The organism is Paenibacillus mesotrionivorans (assembly GCF_046098205.1).
Lineage (GTDB): Bacteria > Bacillota > Bacilli > Paenibacillales > NBRC-103111 > Paenibacillus_AR > Paenibacillus_AR mesotrionivorans.
Genome location: NZ_JBJURJ010000003.1, coordinates 24,688 through 43,313 on the forward strand (window position 1 = coordinate 24,688; position 18,626 = coordinate 43,313).

An 18,626-nucleotide genomic window follows, 5' to 3' on the forward strand; every position below is an offset into this window, starting at 1 on the left:
GCTTGTGCGCTTCTTCGCTTTTAATCATTAAAGCAAATATAGACTATTCTAACCGTCGCGTCAAGCCTTTTTTCTGGAAAAACGTCTCCGAAAGGCAAATTCGCCTTCCGGAGACGCGTCATGTAAGGTTTTGAGCACTTCCGGGGCTCCCCCAAAAGTAATCGGAATTTACCCCCAGAGCTTGGCTTCACTTTTTGGGGACCGTTACGACTTCTGCCGCACCGCATGGATCAGCTTTTTCATATTGACGGTCCGCTTGATTTCCCAGGTGGCCGGATCATTGCGGTCGAACTGCTCCAGATATGAAATTACCTCTTTGGTGATGGGTGTGGGGGTAGAAGCCCCCGAGGAAACAGCCACCTTATCGATGCTTTTCAGCCATTCCGGATCAAGCTCTCCCAGATCTGCGATCCGGTAAGCCTTCACACCGGCAATCTCCTCGGACACCTGTGCCAGCCGGTTGGAGTTATTGCTGTGCGGATCCCCCACCACGATGGTCAGCTCCGCTTCCTTGGCCTGCTCCGCTACCGCCTCCTGGCGCAATTGGGTGGCGAGGCAAATTTCATTGTGAATCTCGGCATGGGGGTACTTTTCAATCAACCGGTTAATGGTATTTTTGATATCCCATTGGCTCATGGTGGTTTGGTTGGTAATCACAATCCGCTCCGAATCCAGCTGAAGCCCTTCCACATCCTCGACCCGTTCAATCAGATGCACCTGTCCGGGAGCGACGCCGATAGCGCCCTCGGGCTCGGGGTGGCCTTTTTTGCCGATATAAATAATCTGGTAGTCCTGCGCGCTTTTTTCCTTAATGAGAGTATGGGTTCTGGTCACGTCGGGGCAGGTAGCGTCTACTACTGTCAGCCCCTTCTCCAGTGCGCGCTTGCGCACCTCGGGAGAAACGCCGTGGGCGGTGAAAATCACCGTGCCTTTTTCCACCTTCTCCAGGATATCCAGGCGGTTTGGGCCCTCCAGGGTAATAATGCCTTCCTCCTTGAAAAAATCGGTGACATGGGCATTGTGTACAATCATCCCCAATATATAAATCGGCCGCGGCACATTCAAGTTCTGGGCAGTACGCATGGCAAGAGCCATGGCGTCCACCACACCGTAGCAGTATCCGCGGGGTGTAATTTTGATGACTTCCATGATTAGGACTCGCCTCCTTCCACCTGATTATAGCATATCCGCGTGTATCTGCCCCCCGTTCAAGCCCGTCTTACGGCTTAATTGTTCATATCCCGGAAGAAAACCGGCAGCCACACCAGGAAGGTGCTTCCGTCTCCCAGCCTTGTGGTGACCTCCACAGACCCGCCATGTTCGTCAATAATCCACTTGGCGATGGACAGTCCCAGGCCGGTTCCGGCCGTCACCCCTCTGGATTCATCCGCCCGGTAAAAACGCTCAAAGATATGGGGAATCTCTTCCTTGTCCATACCGATTCCCGTATCCGCAATCCGGATGCCCACTTGTTCCTCTCTGACCAAAGCATCCATCCGGACCGTACCCTGCGGTGTATATTTGAAGGCATTCTCAATGAAGATAAACAGCATTTGCTGCAGGTGGTCCCGACTTCCGTTAACGCCGATTCCGTCCAGCACGGAGAAGTCCCCTGTCTCCCATACGGCGCTACGAGGAAGATGCTGGGCTTTGCGCGCCGCTTCTTCCACCACATCGCGGATCATAATCGGTTCCTTCCTCATTTCGTGCCCGGCATCCGCCCGTGCCAAAGCCAGCAGATCGTTTACCAGCCGGCTCATTCTGGCGGCTTCCCCGGAGATATCCCGCATAGCCTCCAGAGACATGGTTCTTTTCTCGGGATCGGTCAAAGCATGGCCGGGAGCGGAGCCTGCAGTGGAGCTCCACATCTTCTCCAGCAGGTCCACATTGCCGCGGATAGTGGTTAGCGGAGTCCGCAGCTCATGGGAGGCATCGGAGACAAACCGGCGCTGTGCCCGGTCTGACTCCTCCAGCTCGCTGTAGGCGCCTTGAATTCTGCCCAGCATGCTGTTGATGGTGCTGGTCAGCCGGCCAATCTCATCCTCCGGTCCATGGTATTCGATCCGCACCCCAAGATCGGCGCCATTCTCAATTTGCTGCGCCGCCGTAATAACATTCTCAATGGGACGCAGCGCCGTACGCGCCAGATACAACCCCAACGAAGCCGCCAGCAGAATAACACACACGGACAAAAACAACAGCGCCAATCTCAATGTATACAAATTCTGGCTGATCTCATTGATGCTGACGACAATCTGCAGCACAGCCGCCAGTCTCATTTCCCCATTATCGGAGTATTGCAGGGGCATATTCAGGACAAGCAAGGGGAACCCGCTCATGCTGTACACATAGAAGCTGGACTCACCTGCCCCCAGCTTCTCCGCATTATAGGTCAGGGGCAGCACCTGGTTGGTGGTGCTTTGGATAAACTTACCATCTGTATCCAGGGCCTGCATGACATAACCCGGGTACTTGAACTGGTCCAAGGGGGGCAGACGGATGCTGCTGAACACCCACTTGCCGTTAAGCTGGAAGGCAACGGGTTTAATCTGGGACTGCACCTCCATTCCCATCTGGCGCATTTCGTCCTTCTTATTGTCCATTAGAATATAGGATGCGATAAAATACAGCGAAACGCCGAACACCAGCAAGGTGACTGCCAGCACAGTGGAATACCACAGGGTCAGGCGCAGGCGGATGGACATGGTGATCAGGACTCTCCTCTCAGAACGTAACCGGCTCCGCGGACGGTCTGAATCAGCCGCTTGCCGCCGTGCTCCTCCGTTTTCTGCCGGAGCAGCGCGATATAAACCTCCATCACATTGGATTCGCCGCTGTAATCATAACCCCAAACCTTCTCCATAATTACATCCCGGGACAACACGCGGCGGGGATTCATCATAAACAAATGGAGCAGATCAAATTCCTTCGTGGTCAGTTCTATTCGGTGGCCGGACCGGAACACCTCCCGGGTATCCAGATCCAGGATGATATCTTCATATTGAATGCGGTTGGTTTTCTGGTCGGCCGTTTCCGGGCCCTTGCGGCGAAGAAGGGCTCTTACCCGGGCCAGCAGCTCCTCCAGGGCAAAGGGCTTCACCAGATAGTCGTCGGCTCCCAGGTCCAGCCCCTTTACCCGGTCGGAAATATCGTCCTTGGCCGTGAGCATCAACACCGGTGTGGAAATCCCTCCGTCCCGTATCCGCCTGCATACCTCCCACCCGTCCAAGCGGGGCATCATCACGTCCAGGACGATAACCTCCGGCTCATGCTCCAGAATCCGTTTTAACCCCTCTTGCCCGTCGGGGGCAGTGACTACATCGTAGCCTTCGAAGGTCAGACTGCGCTTGAGCATCGAAGTGATCTTCTCGTCATCGTCGATGACCGTAATTTTATGCCGCATATTCCGCCAATCCTCCAGTACATACTTGTTTTCTCATCATAATTACTATCATATCAGAATCCCCCGGAACAGGAAAAGAAGCAGGCCCGGCGAGGTCATTATCGCCAGAAGCCCGCTTCTCGCCGGGTTTTCCCCTTATCGCTGTTGCTGTTGCTGCTGCTGTTGCTGTTGTTTCAAATATTCATTTTTGTCCGCAAGGGTAATCTCGATGGTCATGGCCTTGCCGTCACGGATGATGCCAAAGCTAATCTTGTCGCCAACCTTCTTGGCTTGGATCTTGGACACCATATCGGAGCTGTTGGTAATGGGCGAACCGTCCATGGAGGTCACGACGTCATATTTCTTGAGACCGCTCTTGAAAGCCGGGGTGCCGATGACCACGTCCTGCACATAAGCGCCTTCCGCCTTATCCAGCTGCAGCTCCTTGACGGATTGGGCGTCCAGATCCGCTACATTGGCCAGAGTGGCACCGATGAAGGGGATCGGCTCCTTGGGAATTTCCACATTATTCTTCAGGCTGTCGATAACCTCCGAGATGGTACTGGTCGGAATTGCAAAGCCGATACCCTGCGCTTCGGCGTTCACCGCCGTGTTGATGCCCACTACCTCGCCGTTCATATTAAGCAGAGGTCCGCCGGAGTTGCCGGGGTTAATGGAGGCATCCGTTTGGAGCAGGTGCTTGTAGTTCCGGGTGCCGCTGGTTTCCTGGATGGAAATCTCTCTTTCCTTGGCGCTGAGCACCCCGACAGTTACCGTATGCTCGAAGCCGTATGGGTTGCCGATGGCCACGACCCAGTCACCGATCTGCATGGAGCTGGAATCGCCAATAGGCAGGATAGAAAAATCCTTGGTGGTGCCGTTTTCGGTCAAGGGCTCAATCTTCAGCACGGCAAGGTCCAGATCGAAGCTGTTCCCCAGAAGCTTGGCGGTAAACGGCTTTTCATAGCCCTCCACCGTTACTTGGATTTCCTCCGCACCTTCGATTACGTGCTGGTTGGTAATGATGTAGCCGGATTTTTCGAAGATAAAGCCGGTTCCCATACCGGATTGCTGCTTGGTTCCGGCTTTGGGCTGCTGCTCTTGCTGATCCCCGAAGAAGTAGCGGAAGAACGGATCATTGTACAAAGAAGAGCTGGAGCGTTTGCTGGTTACATAGGATTCAATTTTAACCACGGCCGGACTGGACTGCTGGACAATGGTGGATACGCTGCCGGGACGGGTGATATCATAGGCGGCTGCAACATTGCCGGAGCCCGAGGAAGAACCGGTGCCATTGCTGGTGGCTGCCGCTACCGGACTTCCGGAGGTAGCGCCTGTGCTGCCGCCGGAGAACAGGTTCATCCGGTCCGAAGCAAACATCAGGGAGCTTACCACCAGAGCGCCGGCCATAAAGGCGGCGAACATACCCTTCGCCGAGGAGCGCTTCTTCGGCTCATTCACCTGCCAGTTCCGGCTGCCTGCCGGCTGTTGGTTGGCTGCAGGCTCCTGTGCATACGGATAAGGGCGGAGGGGTCTGGGCGCCGTTACCTCCACAGGCTCTGCGGAAGAATAGGACGAAGCCGAATGCTCCTGCGGATGCTCTTCCTGGGGAGAGGATTTATATGGACCGTATGAATAGTAGTAGGAAGGACGGTCCTGCTTGTTCTCTTCTTCACGATCGCGGTTTTGCTCATCCGAAGAGGGCTTGAAGAAATCACTGTAGTCTTTTTTGTTGTCTTCCATTTTGATTGTCCTCCTTTGCTTCACATTGGTATAAGGTGTAGTAGATTATGATTTGTTCTTATGTATTTATAATGCACGGGCAACCTTAATCAAACCTTAAAAAGGGTTAAATCCAAGATAAAAAATGTAAGGAATCTGCTTGTCCCGTCGAAAAAAGCCGGACCCTGCTTTAACACGAACAGGTCCGGCTTAATAAATCCCCAAAAAGTGGAGAAATCCTCCGCAGCTTATTCCGATTACTTTCGGGGGAGCCCCCGAATACAAACCCCCAAAAGTGAAGAAAACCTCCGCAGCTTATTCCGATTACTTTCGGGGGAGCCCCCGAAAAGCGATCCTACTTCATATCTTCAGGATAGACAAAGGGGGCGTCTTTTAGACGTCCCCTAACTTCACTGCATCAAGAGCGGTTACCCTCTGCCAGCCCCTTCCGGTGGGCATAGATGGCCAGCTGGGTTCTGTCGTCCAGGGCACACTTCATCAGCAGATTGCTGACATGGGTTTTCACCGTTTTGATGCTAATATGCAGCTCGTCGGCAATTTCCTTATTGGACTTGCCGTCAGCGATCAGAAGGAGCACTTCCTTCTCCCGGACGGTAAAACCCTCCTCATCATTCTGCGCTGTCCGCTGCCGCAAGCCGCGGGTCAAGGCCTGGGATACCTCGGACACCAGGATGGGCATCCCTCTTGCCGCGCCTTCGATCACCTGGATCAGTTGATCCGCCTGGATGGTCTTCAGCACATAGCTGATAGCGCCGGCTTCGATGGCCTTCACCACCATGTCCTCCTCCAAAAAGCTGGTAAGCATCACCACTTTGGCGGAGGGATACCGCTTTAGCACCTCGGCAGTGGTTTCAATGCCATTCATACCGGGCATCATCAAGTCCATCAGGATTACATGGGGCAGGCCCGTTTCCCCTTCCGCGGAAAGCTTCTCCAGAAGGCGCAGCCCTTCCGCACCGCTTCCCGCTTCCCCAATCACCCGTATCTTGGGCTCCATCAGCAAATATGTTTTTAGCCCCAGTCTCACCATATCATGGTCATCAATAATCATTACCTGGATCAGGTCGCTCAAGCCTCTTCACCGCTTTCTGTTTCCACGAATTTAGGAATTCGGATATGTACAGCCGTTCCGGCGCCGGGTTTGCTTCGGACCTCCGCATCCCCGCCCAGCCGTTCGGCCCGTTCACGCATGGTTGCAAGCCCATAAGAGGAGCGTTTCTCCACATTGGGCTCAAAGCCGATACCATCGTCCTCGATTTGCAGCACGTACTGGCTTCCCGCTTCATAAAGCACCAGTGAAACCCGGTTTGCTTTGGCATGTTTGACTACATTGGCCATTCCCTCCTGGATAATCAGGAACAGCTGGTATTCAATGGCCTCCGGCAGCTCACCGGGCAGGGAAATTTCCAGACGCCCCTTCAACCCGTTCTGGTTGCAATAATCGGGGAACCACTTGCCCAGCGCCTCCTCCAGTGTCTGCTCCTCCAGCTCCAGCGGACGCAATTGAGCGATGAGGCTGCGCATTTGCCGCTGGGCATGATGGGACATGGTGACCAGCTGCTCCACCACTATCCGCGCTCCCTCCGGATTAATCTCCAGAAGCTTGGGCAGCGAGGAGGCCGACATGTGAATGGCAAACAGTTGCTGGCTCACCGTATCATGTAAGTCCCGTGCCAGCCGCCTGCGCTCCTCCAGCACCGCATCCTGGCTGGACTGCATATTGCGCATCACATCCGCCGAACCCTCCTGCTGGAGAAGCCTCAGCCTGCTTTCCAGGGAAGCGGCCATGGTGTTGAAGTCCTGATAGAGCTCCCCAAAGAGATCCGCAGGCAGAACCTCGAGGCGCTCCCCCAAATTGCCTTTGGTCACCTGCTTGATGGACAGCTGGAGAGCATCCATCTTCCGCTGGTAGCTGCGGGCAAGAAAATACCCCACAACAGGGGCAATCAAAAGAATGATAATAAAGTATTCCACCCACAGAGCTGCGCCGGGCGACTCCATGTGGGTGGTCAGGTAGAACCAGCCGCCCACACCCAGGAGCAATGTCCCCACACTGGCGGCCAAAAAGTACATGGGCAGCAGCCACTTCAGATTGTTCAGCCGTTTACGCATACGTTCCAAAGCCTCTTTTCACGAATCTAACCGACTCTTTTGACAGTGATATCTCCAATGAACATGCTGACGGTCAGATGGATCTTCTTGTCCGCCTCCGCATAATTCCGGGTGTCATACCTCATTCTGCGGAGAATGCCGCCCTCATGCCGGTCCAGCACATGCATGTCTCCGATGAAGGCGGACGCATCAACGCTGATCTCCACCTGTATGTCATTGGGCACAAATACCTTTACATCCCCGATAAAGGCCGACACGTTAAGCTTGGTTTCCCCCATGGGGATGCTGGCCTTGGTCAGGTCGATTCTGGTATCCCCGATGAAGTGGGAGATATTCATGGGCTCCAGCTGCCAGTAATCCCGGCCCAGATAGATGTCCCCAATAAAATTGGATCTTTCCACAGGTGGCTTCTCCCCGTGGTCATACCAGGAATCCTTCCATTCTTCTTTCGGCGGCGCCTCCCAATTTCCTTTTGAAAAACCGCCTTTGTACGAATCCTGGCCCGGTTTGGCGGCTTTGGCGCCGATTTCGGCTTCGGAGGCCAAGGGAAACGGATCCTCTCCCAGCTTCTTCACCACACGCTCATGGAATACCTTATCCAGGTCTTGCTCGATTTTCCGGGAAAAAGAAGGGTCGAAGGGAGGCACTTCCTCCTCCGCGGATTCACCATGGGCTGAATGTCCCGCGCCTGAGCCGTGATGGTGATGGCGGCCTCTACGCTCATCCCGCTCCTGCCTTCTGCGATCCCGTTCCTCTTGACGGTCCTGGCGCGCCTGGCGGAGCATCTCCTTGCGCTCCTCCCGCTTGCGGCCGGAGCCCCGGGTCAGCATGCTTAAGCCGAGAATAATCAGCACTGCCGGAATGGCAAACTGCCGGATCTCCATCTCCGCTACAAAGTCCACATTCAGGTTCCGCAGCAGAAAATATACGCCCAGCAGCATAATGAAAATATTCCATATCCCGCCTGATGCCGCCGCCATCCCCTGCAGCCCGACCAAAATGAGAATCACGGGCCAATAGGTCCCCGCAATCTCGGCAATGTCAATATGAATGATATCCTGCTGATGCAATAGGAACAAAACACCCGCGGCAATAAAGAGCAGCCCCCAGAAGGTTTTGCTGATAAAATGGCGATTCATGACTATACCCCCATGCTCCATGCTGTATAGCTCTAGTGTAGCCGTTTTTGCGGGAGCCGAAAAGAGGCGGCGGGAGGAGCCTCGTCTCAGTCCCGGGACGGAGACGGAGTCTTCCGGCAATAAAAAAGGAAGAGCGCACGTCTCTTCCTCCGCGGCGGATAACCGCCTATTTATTCGCTTTGTCGGAAGCGCCTTTGGCAGGTTTGCTTATGTTCTTCACGGAGATTTCGTCCGCGAATTCAGCATTGTCCTGGGGAGCCCGTTTGCTTTTGCTGTTTTTGGCCATGGAAATCACCTCCTCGCCATTCGTATTATGAGATTCGTCCAGTTGTTTTATGTAAGGCGGCCACGCGAATTTTCGAATTTCCCGGTCCTTTATGATAAACTTAATCTTACGTTAGAATGAATATTTCAATGATTGTTTAAGGGAGGACTCACAGTGAAATACCGCACATTGACAGGAACGGATTTACGGGTATCGGAGGTTGGCTTCGGCGTTTGGTCGGTGGCCACCACCTGGTGGGGAGTCAAGGACCGGAGCTTTGGGGTGCGGCTTTTGCAGGAGGCGCTGGATACGGGTATTACCTTCTATGATACGGCGGATACCTACGCACTTGGCGAAGGGGAAACCATTCTTCAGGAGGCCTTCCAGGGCAAACGGGACAAGCTAGTAATCGCCACCAAGTTCGGATACGACATTTACAGCCAAAAAGGTGAACGCAAGGGTTTTTCCGAAATGCCCCAGCTGTGGACACCGGAGCATATCCGTTATGCCTGCGAACAGAGCCTGCGCCGCCTGGGCACCGACTATATCGATCTTTATCAGCTGCACAATGTCCGTCAGGAGACGCTGCAGGATGACGCGGTTTTTGAGACGCTGGAGCGTTTGAAGGAAGAAGGGAAAATCCGCGCATACGGCCCTGCGCTGGGACCGGACATCGGCTGGCATGATGAGGGCTTGTGGGCACTCCGCCACCGTAAGGGTATGTCCATGATGCAGGTAATTTACAATCTGCTGGAGCAATGGCCCACCAATAAGTTCCTGCAGCCTGCCGAGGAAAGCGGGATCGGGCTGGTGGTGCGTGTCCCCCACGCCTCCGGTCTCCTGGACGGCTCCTATAATCCGGCCAAGCATTACGATAAGTCGGACCACCGGAACCACCGCAAGCATGACTGGATGGGCCGCGGGTTACAGGCTGTGGAAAAGCTGGGCTTCCTGTATGGGCCGGAAACGGGCCGGACTATCGGACAGGCTGCCATTCTCTTCTCCCTGTCCTCCCCTGTGGTAGCTTCCGTGCTTCCCAACATTACCTCGGAAGTGAGCCTGAAGGAGTTTGTCGCTGCTCCGGACTGCCCGGCGCTTACAGCAGAGGAGCTGGCGGAAATTAACCGGCTTTGGGAAAATGAGCTGGTGACATTGTTGGATCAGCCATACGCGAACAGCCAAAACAAGCCAATTCCCGTTGCGGCTCCCGCCTCTAATTGATAGCTGCGCCATATCCGGTTGATAGCTGGGACACGTCCGGACTGCCGCCCTTCAAAGCCGAAGAGTTACTTGATCAGATGCCAAATGCAAAAGTGCAGTTATTTCCCGCCTCCTGCCCTGAATGGGGAGTCTAAATGCAAAAGTGCAGTTATTTTCCGCGAATTGCATCCGTTCGGCTGTTCTGGCGAAAAATAGATGTACTTTTGCAGGATGGATGGGCCAAAGGGGCATCAAGGATCAAATTAGATGCACTTTTGCAGGCAGCATGGACGGACGGAGTAATGAAGGGTTTGTCTGTTTACCCGCCAGAGCCTCCATGCTATACTATGCATGAACAAAACAGACGCCAAGCAGGCGCTGCGGGATCCCGTCCGGGAGCTGCGGCGCCTTTTTGAGTTCTCTCGCATCTTCGACAGGAGACATTACGCAATTGTCAGATAAGGGGGGAGAAGGTATAATGGGGTCACAATCCCCAAGAAAGCTAACAGGAGGGATGCTATGAGCGAGCAGGTTTTGACGCAAATTTTGGAACACATGCAGCTGCTCCATAAGGGGCAAGAACAGATTCACCAGCGCCTGGATAAAATGGACACCAGACTGGACCAATTGGACAACCGGATGGGACAGGTCGAAGCGCAGCTGGACCAGTTGGGCACCCGGATGGGACAGGTCGAAGCAAGGCTCGACAAGGTAGAGAGACAGCTGGATAAGGTCGAGACCAGATTAGGACACGTGGAAACACGGCTGAACAAGGTAGAGGTCCAGCTGATCCAAGTGGACTCCAGGCTGGAGCATGTGGAAGCGCTGGCGGCCGATATTCCCCTTATCCGCAGAGCCGTTCTGGAAACTAACGAGGATGTCAAACGTTTTGAGCTGCACCTTCAGAGGCATGACACCGACATCGGCAATCATGAATACAGCATCAAGATCATCCACTACGATCAGCTGAAGCTCCATACCGAAATCGAGAAATTAAAGAACCGCTAAAAAAATAATAACCGCCAGGATCAGCCATTCGGCCTACCTGACGGTTTTTTGTTTTTATTATTAATTAGTCCAGCAGCTGCTCCATAGTATATCCGGCCTTTTCCAGCTCCTTCAATACACCGGTATCGCCGAACAGGTGACCTGCACCCACCACTACAAAATAACTGTGGCCGGCACCATCGCCCAGATATTTTTCTACCGCATGGAACATGTTCTTATTGCGCTCATCCCAGAAAATCCGGTTAAATTCGCTTTCGCTGGCTTCCGCTTCATTGGAGCGAGCGATTAGCTTGCCGAATTCCTCCGCGTTGCCGGTGCTCCAGTGATGCAAGAGAGACTGCATCATTTGCGCCTGGGCATTGGCTGCGGACTCACCGCTGTTCTGCCCCGCGGCTTCAGCCGTTTGGCCTTGGCTGGCCTTCAGCGTCTCCGACAAAAATTCCTCCTGCAGCTTGGGGTTGAAGGAATCGAACATATCCACCTGGAACTTGATGCCCTCCACCTGCAAAACAGGCTTTTGGATTTTGGCAGCTTCCGACAGGAAGTAAACGTCCAGCCCCAGGTTGGCGCTGTACGAAGCCTCCGACAAGCTGAGGTTTTGCAGCAGCAGAGCAGCATACCAAGGCTTCAGCGTTTTGTACACATCCTCGCCGATGCCTGCCTTCTCCATGGTCTCCGCAAACAGCTTGTAGGTTTCAGCCGATACATGCTTATCGAGTGTGCTGCCGTCGGAGAAAACAGCCTTTTCGCCCATATACTTAATGCCTTCCGCATCCTGGGTTACATCCGCTTCCACCGCCAGGTAGGACGAGCCTTCATATGCGTCCTTGATCAGGTTGTCCAACGGGTAAATGCTGATGTCGCCGATATGGATGGAGCCCAGCACGTAAACAGGGCTTTTTCCTCCCGTCACCTTCCACACCAGCCCCTTGGAGGCGGTATTGCTTTCCTGGACAACAAACTCATAAGTCCGGTACGTCAGGGAGAGAAGCTGCTCCCGGGTCAGCGGATCGGCCAGATTCAGGCTTCCGTCCTGCTTGCCCTTCAGAATGCCGTGGTCGGCCACATACTGGACCGCTTCCGCCGTATCTCCGGTCAATGCATCCAGCTCCGGATAAACCGCCGTTTTGCCAGTTACCGGTTTGATCTGGGGCAGGCTGTCCCGGATAGCCGCATATAACACTACAGCTGCGTCCTGCCGGGTTGCCGCTATACCCGATGCTTCCACTGCGGCCGGTTCTTTGCCGTAAACCCCATCCGTCACCGACTGCAAACGTGCAGTCAGTTTTTGTTCCAGGGCAGCACCTACAGCATTCAGCTCGCCAACCGTAGCCGGCGCCTGGTAGTCCGCAAAAAACGGCTCCGCCGCCAATTGGTGGAGCTTGGTGTAAGCCACATCCTCCATTGCCCATGCACTCGGGCTGCTTGCTGCGGCTTCCGCTTCTGCGGAAGGTGCTGTTTCAGCATGGGCCGGCAGAACCGGCAGCGCCAGCGTCAACACTAACGCCAGCCACGATGCGCGTGTCTTTTGAAGAAAATTCATACTCCATCTCCTTTATCTTTAGTCTTTCCTATTTTTACATATGCCGCTCCGGGTGACAAGCCGAAACAGGCTCCGTCTCCCATAAGAGGGAAACAGAGCCTGTTTAGATGGGTGTATCTCTATTCCTTGCGTCCCAAACCAGCCAGCAGATCGAAGGATTTTTCCACCGGAATGGCATCCGCTGCATTGTTCAGATCATTCATCATCGCTTCGGTAACCCGGCCGCTGCCCTTGCGCAGCACCAGCACCTTCACCTGGCGTTTGCCCCACTGCTCATAAACCTGCTGCTTGGTGACAAAATAAAGATCAATCTTATGTCCTTTGATGGCTCCGCCCGTATCGGCCACCACGCCGAAACCATACCCCGGGATATACATAATGGTCCCGATGGGGAAAATCGCCGGGTCGGCGGCAATGGTGGAGAAATCATCCTTACGGACCTTTACGCCGGAATAGGTAATGCCGTATTCGGGGTGGCCCGGGGATTTCCCGGTGGACTCCTTGCCGGCGGTATAGCCGGTAGCCACGACCTCCACCATTTCTATATGATCCGGATCCACGTTCTCCAGATGCGAGCTCCGGATCCGCCCCAGCACTTCCTTTACCAGAGCGGCTTCATTCTGCTCGGTAACGGTGCTGCCTGCTGCGGCGCCTGCTTGCTGGGATGTGTGTTCCGTCTGTGTTGCGGCTGCCGGAGACCGGGTGGGGCCTGCTGCTGATAGGTGGGCGGCTTCCGCCTTGGCCTCCCCCAAGGAGGCTGCAGAAGCATCCATTCCCATTTCCTGCAGGATATTGCCGGTATTGCTGTTTGGAAGCAAACACGTGATTAAGCTGATCCATAGAACCAACATTCCCGTACGCTGCACCAAACTGACTAACCTGCCATCGCTCATGTAGTGATATACCCTCCCCTAATAATGAAGGTTGCCCTGCAGGGGAACATCCTATCCCCAGGCAAACTTCGATTATACGATTCCCAAACTCAGGAGGGTTATGCGTGCCTTTAGGAAAAAAAAGAAAAAGCGCAAATTTCGCGCTTTTTCTTAACCCATATGTGTTCAACTTGATTATTCCACCTTGGTTTTGGTGGCAATATCCTCGGTGATCAGAGCCACTACATCCTCCAGGCTCATCACGCCCTTGTCCACTCCGCCGCGCATCCGCACGGAGAGGGTGCCGCTGTTCGCTTCATTTTCGCCGCAGACCAGCATGTACGGAATTTTCTCCAGCTGTGCCTCACGGATCTTGTAGCCCAGCTTCTCATTCCGCTGATCGGCTTCCGCCCGGATGCCGGCTTCCGCCAGCTTCTCGTTGCAGGCGGCCGCATACGCTTCGAAGGCTGGGGACACGGGGATAACACGGGCCTGAAGCGGCGCCAGCCAGGTGGGGAAAGCGCCGGCGAAATTCTCAAGCAGGTACGCAGTCATCCGCTCCATGGTGCTGATAATCCCACGGTGGATAACCACCGGACGATGCTTCTGGCCGTCGTCGCCAGTGTATTCCAGCTGGAAGCGCTCCGGCAGCAGGAAGTCCAGTTGAGCGGTGGAGAGGGTTTCTTCCTTCTTCAGCGCAGTTTTGATCTGCACGTCCAGCTTGGGGCCGTAGAAGGCCGCTTCCCCTTCCGCTTCATAATAAGGCAGACCCAGCTCCTCCACCACTTCCTTCAGCATCCGCTGGGAGGTTTCCCACATTTCATCATTGGGGAAATATTTCTCAGTGTCCTTCGGATCCCGGTAGGACAGGCGGAAGCGGTATTCCTTAATGCCGAAATCCTCATACACCCGGCGGATCAGATTTACCACCCGGGCGAACTCTTCCTTGATCTGGTCGGGACGGCAGAAGATATGAGCGTCGTTCAATGTCATAGCCCGTACCCGGTGAAGACCGGTTAAGGCGCCGGACATTTCGTAACGGTGCATCATACCCAGCTCGGCAACCCGCACCGGCAGATCCCGGTAGCTGCGCATGTCGCTCTTGTAGACCATCATGTGATGGGGGCAGTTCATCGGGCGCAGCACATATTCTTCATTGTCCAGCGCCATAGGCGGGAACATGTCCTCCTGGTAGTGGTCCCAGTGGCCAGAAATCTTGTACAGCTCCACATTGCCAAGCACCGGAGTATACACATGCTGGTATCCGAGACGCTCCTCCAGATCCACAATATACCGTTCCATGGTGCGTCGGAGCTTGGCGCCGTTAGGCAGCCACAGGGGAATTCCCTGGCCCACTTCCTTGGCAAAGGAGAAAATTTTCAGCTCCTTGCCCAGCTTCCGGTGATCCCGCTTTTTGGCTTCCTCCAGGTAGTGGAGATGCTCGTCCAGCTGTGCCTTTTTGTTGAAGGCAGTGCCGTAAATCCGCTGCAGCATCTTGTTCTTGGCATCGCCGCGCCAGTAAGCACCCGCCAGGCTGAGCAGCTTGAAAATCTTAATTTTGCCGGTGGAGGGAACATGGGGCCCGCGGCACAGATCGAAGAATTCACCCTGCTCATAGATCGTAATAACCGAATCCTCCGGCAAATCCCGGATCAGCTCCAGCTTCAAAGGATCATTCAGCTCTGTATAAATACGCAGCGCTTCTTCACGGGATACTTCTCTGCGGGTCACAGGCAGATTTTCCTGGACGATCCGCTCCATTTCCTTCTCGATTCTGGCAAAATCCTCGGAGGAAACCGGGGTTTCCATATCGATATCATAATAGAAGCCGTCCTCGATAACCGGACCGATCCCAAGCTTCACATGCTGATCCTTAAACACACGCTTGATCGCCTGGGCCATCAGGTGGGCGCAGCTGTGCCGGAGCACCTCCACTCCTTCCTCGGAGTCGCCGGTAATGATAGCTACCTCCGCATCCTCATTCAATGCGGTTGCCAAGTCCACAACCTTGCCGTTTACCTTGCCGGCCAGAGCGTTCTTCTTTAGCCCGGAGCTGATGGATTCCGCTACTCCCTCAATGGTAGTGCCTTTGGGATATTCCCGCACCGCCCCGTCAGGCAGCGTTACTTTAACATTGTCAATGCCGGTCGCATTCGCCATTGTGTCGTCCCCTCATTTCGAGAAAATTAATAAGCATGCAAAAAACGCACTTCATCCCTGAAGGGACGAGTGCGTCAGCTCGTGGTTCCACCCTAATTCAGCAATCTGCAGCGTGTTTCTTAAAGAAAATCAGCGGCAGATGCCCTCTTGTGATCATCCGGTAACGGGAATGTCCCGGCAGAATATACTCATTGCTCCCTACCCACGGCTCCGCCGTACAGAGAAAACAACCTTCCATCCTGCAGCTCGCAAAGGGGTAAGCCCATGATTCGTTACCGGGAGAAGCTTGCAGCCAAGGCTTCCCTCTCTGTCCCGTGAACCAGAGGCCCATGTCTTCGGTCAGCGCCAAACATATTCCATATTATAAAGCAACCCCTCTCCTCAAATCAAGGGGACAATTTATCCTGCTGCTCCAAAGGAGCGGATATCGATTCACAGGACCTGCACAGCTCGCAGATCTCCGTGCGGTTTTCGAATATTTGAGCGAGGGTTTTGATAACCGGCAGCTCCGGCTCCCGGGTATGGATACAGATCCGCTCCGGGGCAATGGTCAGGAGAGAGCTGACAATCATATCCTCTAAATTATAATCCTTGTCCATAAACTCCACTCTGTAGGTGGTGTCCAGCTTTTCCGTATCGATGGGGTTTAACTCGCTGTCCAGAAGCAAGAAATTATGTCCCCCTTGGTGAATGATATGGGCCAAGGGCATCTTGGAATCCTGAACATAAACAAAGTAGCGGAGCAGTGAAATAAACTCCTTGTATTGCTGGTCCATGAGATATTCATCGGAGGCGTATTCAAGCATCTCCTTCAGCTCGGCTCCATATTGCTTCAGCCGGAACCGGAAAAACCCGTCCAGATCAAGTGTGGCTCCAGGGCGGAGACAATCCTCCAGATCCTGGAGCAGCAGGCTGCGTTTGCGTGACCGGCCGGGAGAGGCTTCCACCGATGCCGCGGGGGCAAAATCGCTTACTTCCTCCAATTGCCTGCAGTATGCCAGAATCTCTTCCCGTTCCCCTTCGGAATAACGCTTGTCTTTTCGGATCAGGCGGCGAAGCAGTTCTTCTTCACATTCGTCCACAATGAAATCAGCCAGGACACTTCCGATAGCCTCCGGCCATTCCTGCAAGCTTTTTGCTCCCTTACCCAACCCCTTGCCACCGCCGAAAAACTCTAGAATAACCTCCGAATAGCCCGGGTACCGGCGAAATTCCAATGCCGTGTTCAACAATACCGTACCCATGCTGGCTGTCATCCGGTCATGCAGCTTCTGGCTTTGCAGGGCAGGATGATCCGATACCCGGATGGCCAATGATTTCATTTTGCGCTCACTCCCTTCCCAAGTGCTGTTTATCGCCAAAACCTCTGGGGGATATTGCTGGGGACTGTTTTTTAAGTATATGCCCCGCAGATGGGGATATACGAACAACAATATGGAAGGAAGGGCTCCATTTAACAACAGGCAACCTCTGCGCCCAAAAAAATAACCGGCCCTTGGGGGCCGGTCGTATGGTCAGGAATGCTTATGGTTATGCTCGTGTTCTTTATTTCCGTCTTCAGCCTTCTTCTTGTCGTCAGCAGGCTCCGGCACCTTGCAGCTGTCACAAATCCAGTGCTCGCCGATATCGCCTTCACCGTTGACTTTGCCGCATGCGTCGCATGTAATCATAAATGCAGATTCTCCTTTAGGGGAAGTATTAAGATACCTTCGTAACCCCAGCCACTTCAAGCGCCTGTTCGCCAAGGACATCCATGTACCGGTTCAGGCAATAACAGAGGTAATCCTTCTTGCAGATGCCGCAAGGGACCGTGTACAGCCGGTTGATATGGGTTGCCTTCGCCTCGCCCGTTTCCGGGTTGCGTTCGAAGCTGATCCGGCAGCGGTTGCGGTCCGAAAGCACGGCCACAATCTCAAAGAACCCGTTTTGCTTATTATCACTTACAATTTCCGCTTCAACAACTTTTGCTTGGTACGCCATTGTCGCCATCCCTTCAATTATCCTTACTTCACAGTATAGCTAATTTTGCATCACAAAATCCCTGTCCACCTTGGCTTGGTCATCAAACATCCGCAGAATGTCATACCGGGTGTTCCGCTGGGCGGGAATTTTGCCTGTTTCCCGGATCAGCTGCACCAACAGCTCAATATTCACCTTATGCGTCGCACCCGCGGCGGAAACCACATTCTCCTCCATCATGGTGCTGCCGAAGTCATCCGCGCCGTAGGACAAGGACAGCTTGCCGATATCCGGGCCCATCGTCACCCATGAGGACTGGAAGTGGGGAACATTATCCAACATCAGCCGGCTGATGGCCAAGGTCTTCAGATATTCTTCCGGGGTGGCCCGTTCCTTCTTGAGGTTGGTGTTATCCGGCTGGAACGTCCAGGGGATAAAAGCCAGGAAACCTGCGGAAGGATACTTGTTGGCAATACAGTCATCCTGAGCATCCCGGACACGGAGAAGATGCAGCGCACGCTCCTCCATACTTTCGCCGAAGCCAATTACCATGGTAGCCGTGGTGTTCATTCCCTGACGGTGGGCGGTCTGCATAACATCCATCCAATCCCGCCAGGAGCCCTTCAGCCGGCTGATCTTCCGCCGGGTGCGGTCATCCAGAATCTCCGCACCGCCACCGGGCAGGGAATCCAATCCGGCTTCCTTCAACTGGCGGACCACTTCCTCCAGAGACAACCCTCCGGAGACCTCCTTCATCTTGAGGATCTCCGCCGGGGAGAAGGAGTGCATGGTTATATCAAAACGCGCTTTGATCCCCTTAAGCAGATCCGTATAATACGAGAACGGCAGATTCGGATTGGTGCCGCCCTGCATCAGAATTTCCGTACCGCCCACATCCACCGTTTCCTGAATCTTGCGGAAAATGGTTTCATCCGGGAGCACATAGCCCTGGTCACTGTCTACCGAACGGTAAAACGCACAAAACCGGCAAAACACGTCACAGATATTGGTATAGTTGATATTCCGGCCAACCACAAAGGTGGTAATGGGTTCCGGATTCCAGCGTTTCATCACTTTGTCAGCAGAAGCCCCTATTTTCTCAACCTGATCGGACTCGAAGAGGCTTACGCATTCCTCCACACTGATTCGTCCGCCGGCTTCCGCTTTGTGAAGTATCCTGTCAATGGACATGCGTTTCTCCCTCCGCTGCTCTGAAAGTTTCCTATCTATCTTATCATATTTG

Annotated in this window: 16 protein-coding genes; 2 read left to right on the top strand and 14 right to left on the bottom strand. The window is 54.1% G+C overall.

The genetic code is table 11. From position 1 onward, the window contains the following. Window positions 1–204: 204 nt before the first annotated feature. The 7 genes from ACI1P1_RS04595 to liaF form a co-directional block, all read right to left on the bottom strand. Window positions 205–1,149, bottom strand: a complete 945-nt coding sequence (locus ACI1P1_RS04595) for a 4-hydroxy-3-methylbut-2-enyl diphosphate reductase (protein ID WP_416215200.1) — start codon at window positions 1,147–1,149, stop codon at window positions 205–207. 77 nt (window positions 1,150–1,226) lie between these two features. After that, window positions 1,227–2,705, bottom strand: a complete 1,479-nt coding sequence (locus tag ACI1P1_RS04600; RefSeq protein ID WP_416215201.1) for a sensor histidine kinase — start codon at window positions 2,703–2,705, stop codon at window positions 1,227–1,229. Window positions 2,706–2,710: 5 nt separating this feature from the next. Continuing rightward, window positions 2,711–3,403: a response regulator transcription factor gene (locus ACI1P1_RS04605; RefSeq protein ID WP_416215202.1), complete on the bottom strand. Its 693-nt coding sequence runs from the start codon at window positions 3,401–3,403 to the stop codon at window positions 2,711–2,713. 135 nt (window positions 3,404–3,538) lie between these two features. Beyond that, entirely contained in the window at window positions 3,539–5,125 is a 1,587-nt protein-coding gene (locus tag ACI1P1_RS04610; protein WP_416215203.1) for a S1C family serine protease, read from the bottom strand. Between the two features lie 397 nt (window positions 5,126–5,522). After that, window positions 5,523–6,197 (bottom strand): response regulator, encoded by a 675-nt coding sequence (locus tag ACI1P1_RS04615; protein ID WP_416215204.1) that lies wholly within the window; start codon window positions 6,195–6,197, stop codon window positions 5,523–5,525. Further along, window positions 6,194–7,237, bottom strand: a complete 1,044-nt coding sequence (locus tag ACI1P1_RS04620; RefSeq protein WP_416215205.1) for a sensor histidine kinase — start codon at window positions 7,235–7,237, stop codon at window positions 6,194–6,196. The genes ACI1P1_RS04615 and ACI1P1_RS04620 overlap by 4 nt, the downstream gene beginning before the upstream one ends. 26 nt (window positions 7,238–7,263) lie before the next feature. Beyond that, the gene (liaF, locus tag ACI1P1_RS04625; RefSeq protein ID WP_416215206.1) at window positions 7,264–8,376 is read right to left on the bottom strand and encodes a cell wall-active antibiotics response protein LiaF; all 1,113 of its coding nucleotides are present in this window, start codon (window positions 8,374–8,376) and stop codon (window positions 7,264–7,266) included. A 439-nt stretch (window positions 8,377–8,815) separates the two neighbouring features. Here liaF and ACI1P1_RS04630 point away from each other — a divergent pair, with 439 nt between their 5' ends. Then, the gene (locus tag ACI1P1_RS04630; protein ID WP_416215207.1) at window positions 8,816–9,862 is read left to right on the top strand and encodes an aldo/keto reductase; all 1,047 of its coding nucleotides are present in this window, start codon (window positions 8,816–8,818) and stop codon (window positions 9,860–9,862) included. Window positions 9,863–10,360: 498 nt separating this feature from the next. Then, a complete protein-coding gene (locus tag ACI1P1_RS04635) occupies window positions 10,361–10,849 on the top strand; it encodes a hypothetical protein (RefSeq protein ID WP_416215208.1) in 489 nt (162 codons plus the stop codon). 64 nt (window positions 10,850–10,913) lie between these two features. Here the strand turns inward: ACI1P1_RS04635 and ACI1P1_RS04640 are convergent, their stop codons facing one another. The 7 genes from ACI1P1_RS04640 to mqnC all read right to left on the bottom strand — a co-directional run bounded on the left by ACI1P1_RS04640 (window position 10,914) and on the right by mqnC (window position 18,574). Further along, window positions 10,914–12,392, bottom strand: a complete 1,479-nt coding sequence (locus ACI1P1_RS04640; protein WP_416215209.1) for a TraB/GumN family protein — start codon at window positions 12,390–12,392, stop codon at window positions 10,914–10,916. Between the two features lie 119 nt (window positions 12,393–12,511). Then, on the bottom strand, window positions 12,512–13,285 hold the full coding sequence (locus ACI1P1_RS04645) for a 3D domain-containing protein (protein ID WP_416215210.1): 774 nt from the start codon (window positions 13,283–13,285) through the stop codon (window positions 12,512–12,514). Between the two features lie 174 nt (window positions 13,286–13,459). Continuing rightward, window positions 13,460–15,424: a threonine--tRNA ligase gene (gene thrS, locus ACI1P1_RS04650; RefSeq protein WP_416215211.1), complete on the bottom strand. Its 1,965-nt coding sequence runs from the start codon at window positions 15,422–15,424 to the stop codon at window positions 13,460–13,462. Window positions 15,425–15,810: 386 nt separating this feature from the next. After that, the gene (gene ytxC / locus ACI1P1_RS04655; protein ID WP_416215212.1) at window positions 15,811–16,746 is read right to left on the bottom strand and encodes a sporulation protein YtxC; all 936 of its coding nucleotides are present in this window, start codon (window positions 16,744–16,746) and stop codon (window positions 15,811–15,813) included. Between the two features lie 192 nt (window positions 16,747–16,938). Further along, window positions 16,939–17,094 (bottom strand): hypothetical protein, encoded by a 156-nt coding sequence (locus ACI1P1_RS04660; RefSeq protein ID WP_416215213.1) that lies wholly within the window; start codon window positions 17,092–17,094, stop codon window positions 16,939–16,941. 28 nt (window positions 17,095–17,122) lie between these two features. Further along, window positions 17,123–17,404 (bottom strand): hypothetical protein, encoded by a 282-nt coding sequence (locus tag ACI1P1_RS04665; RefSeq protein WP_416215214.1) that lies wholly within the window; start codon window positions 17,402–17,404, stop codon window positions 17,123–17,125. Between the two features lie 39 nt (window positions 17,405–17,443). After that, window positions 17,444–18,574 (bottom strand): cyclic dehypoxanthinyl futalosine synthase, encoded by a 1,131-nt coding sequence (mqnC, locus tag ACI1P1_RS04670; protein WP_416215215.1) that lies wholly within the window; start codon window positions 18,572–18,574, stop codon window positions 17,444–17,446. Window positions 18,575–18,626: the final 52 nt, after the last annotated feature.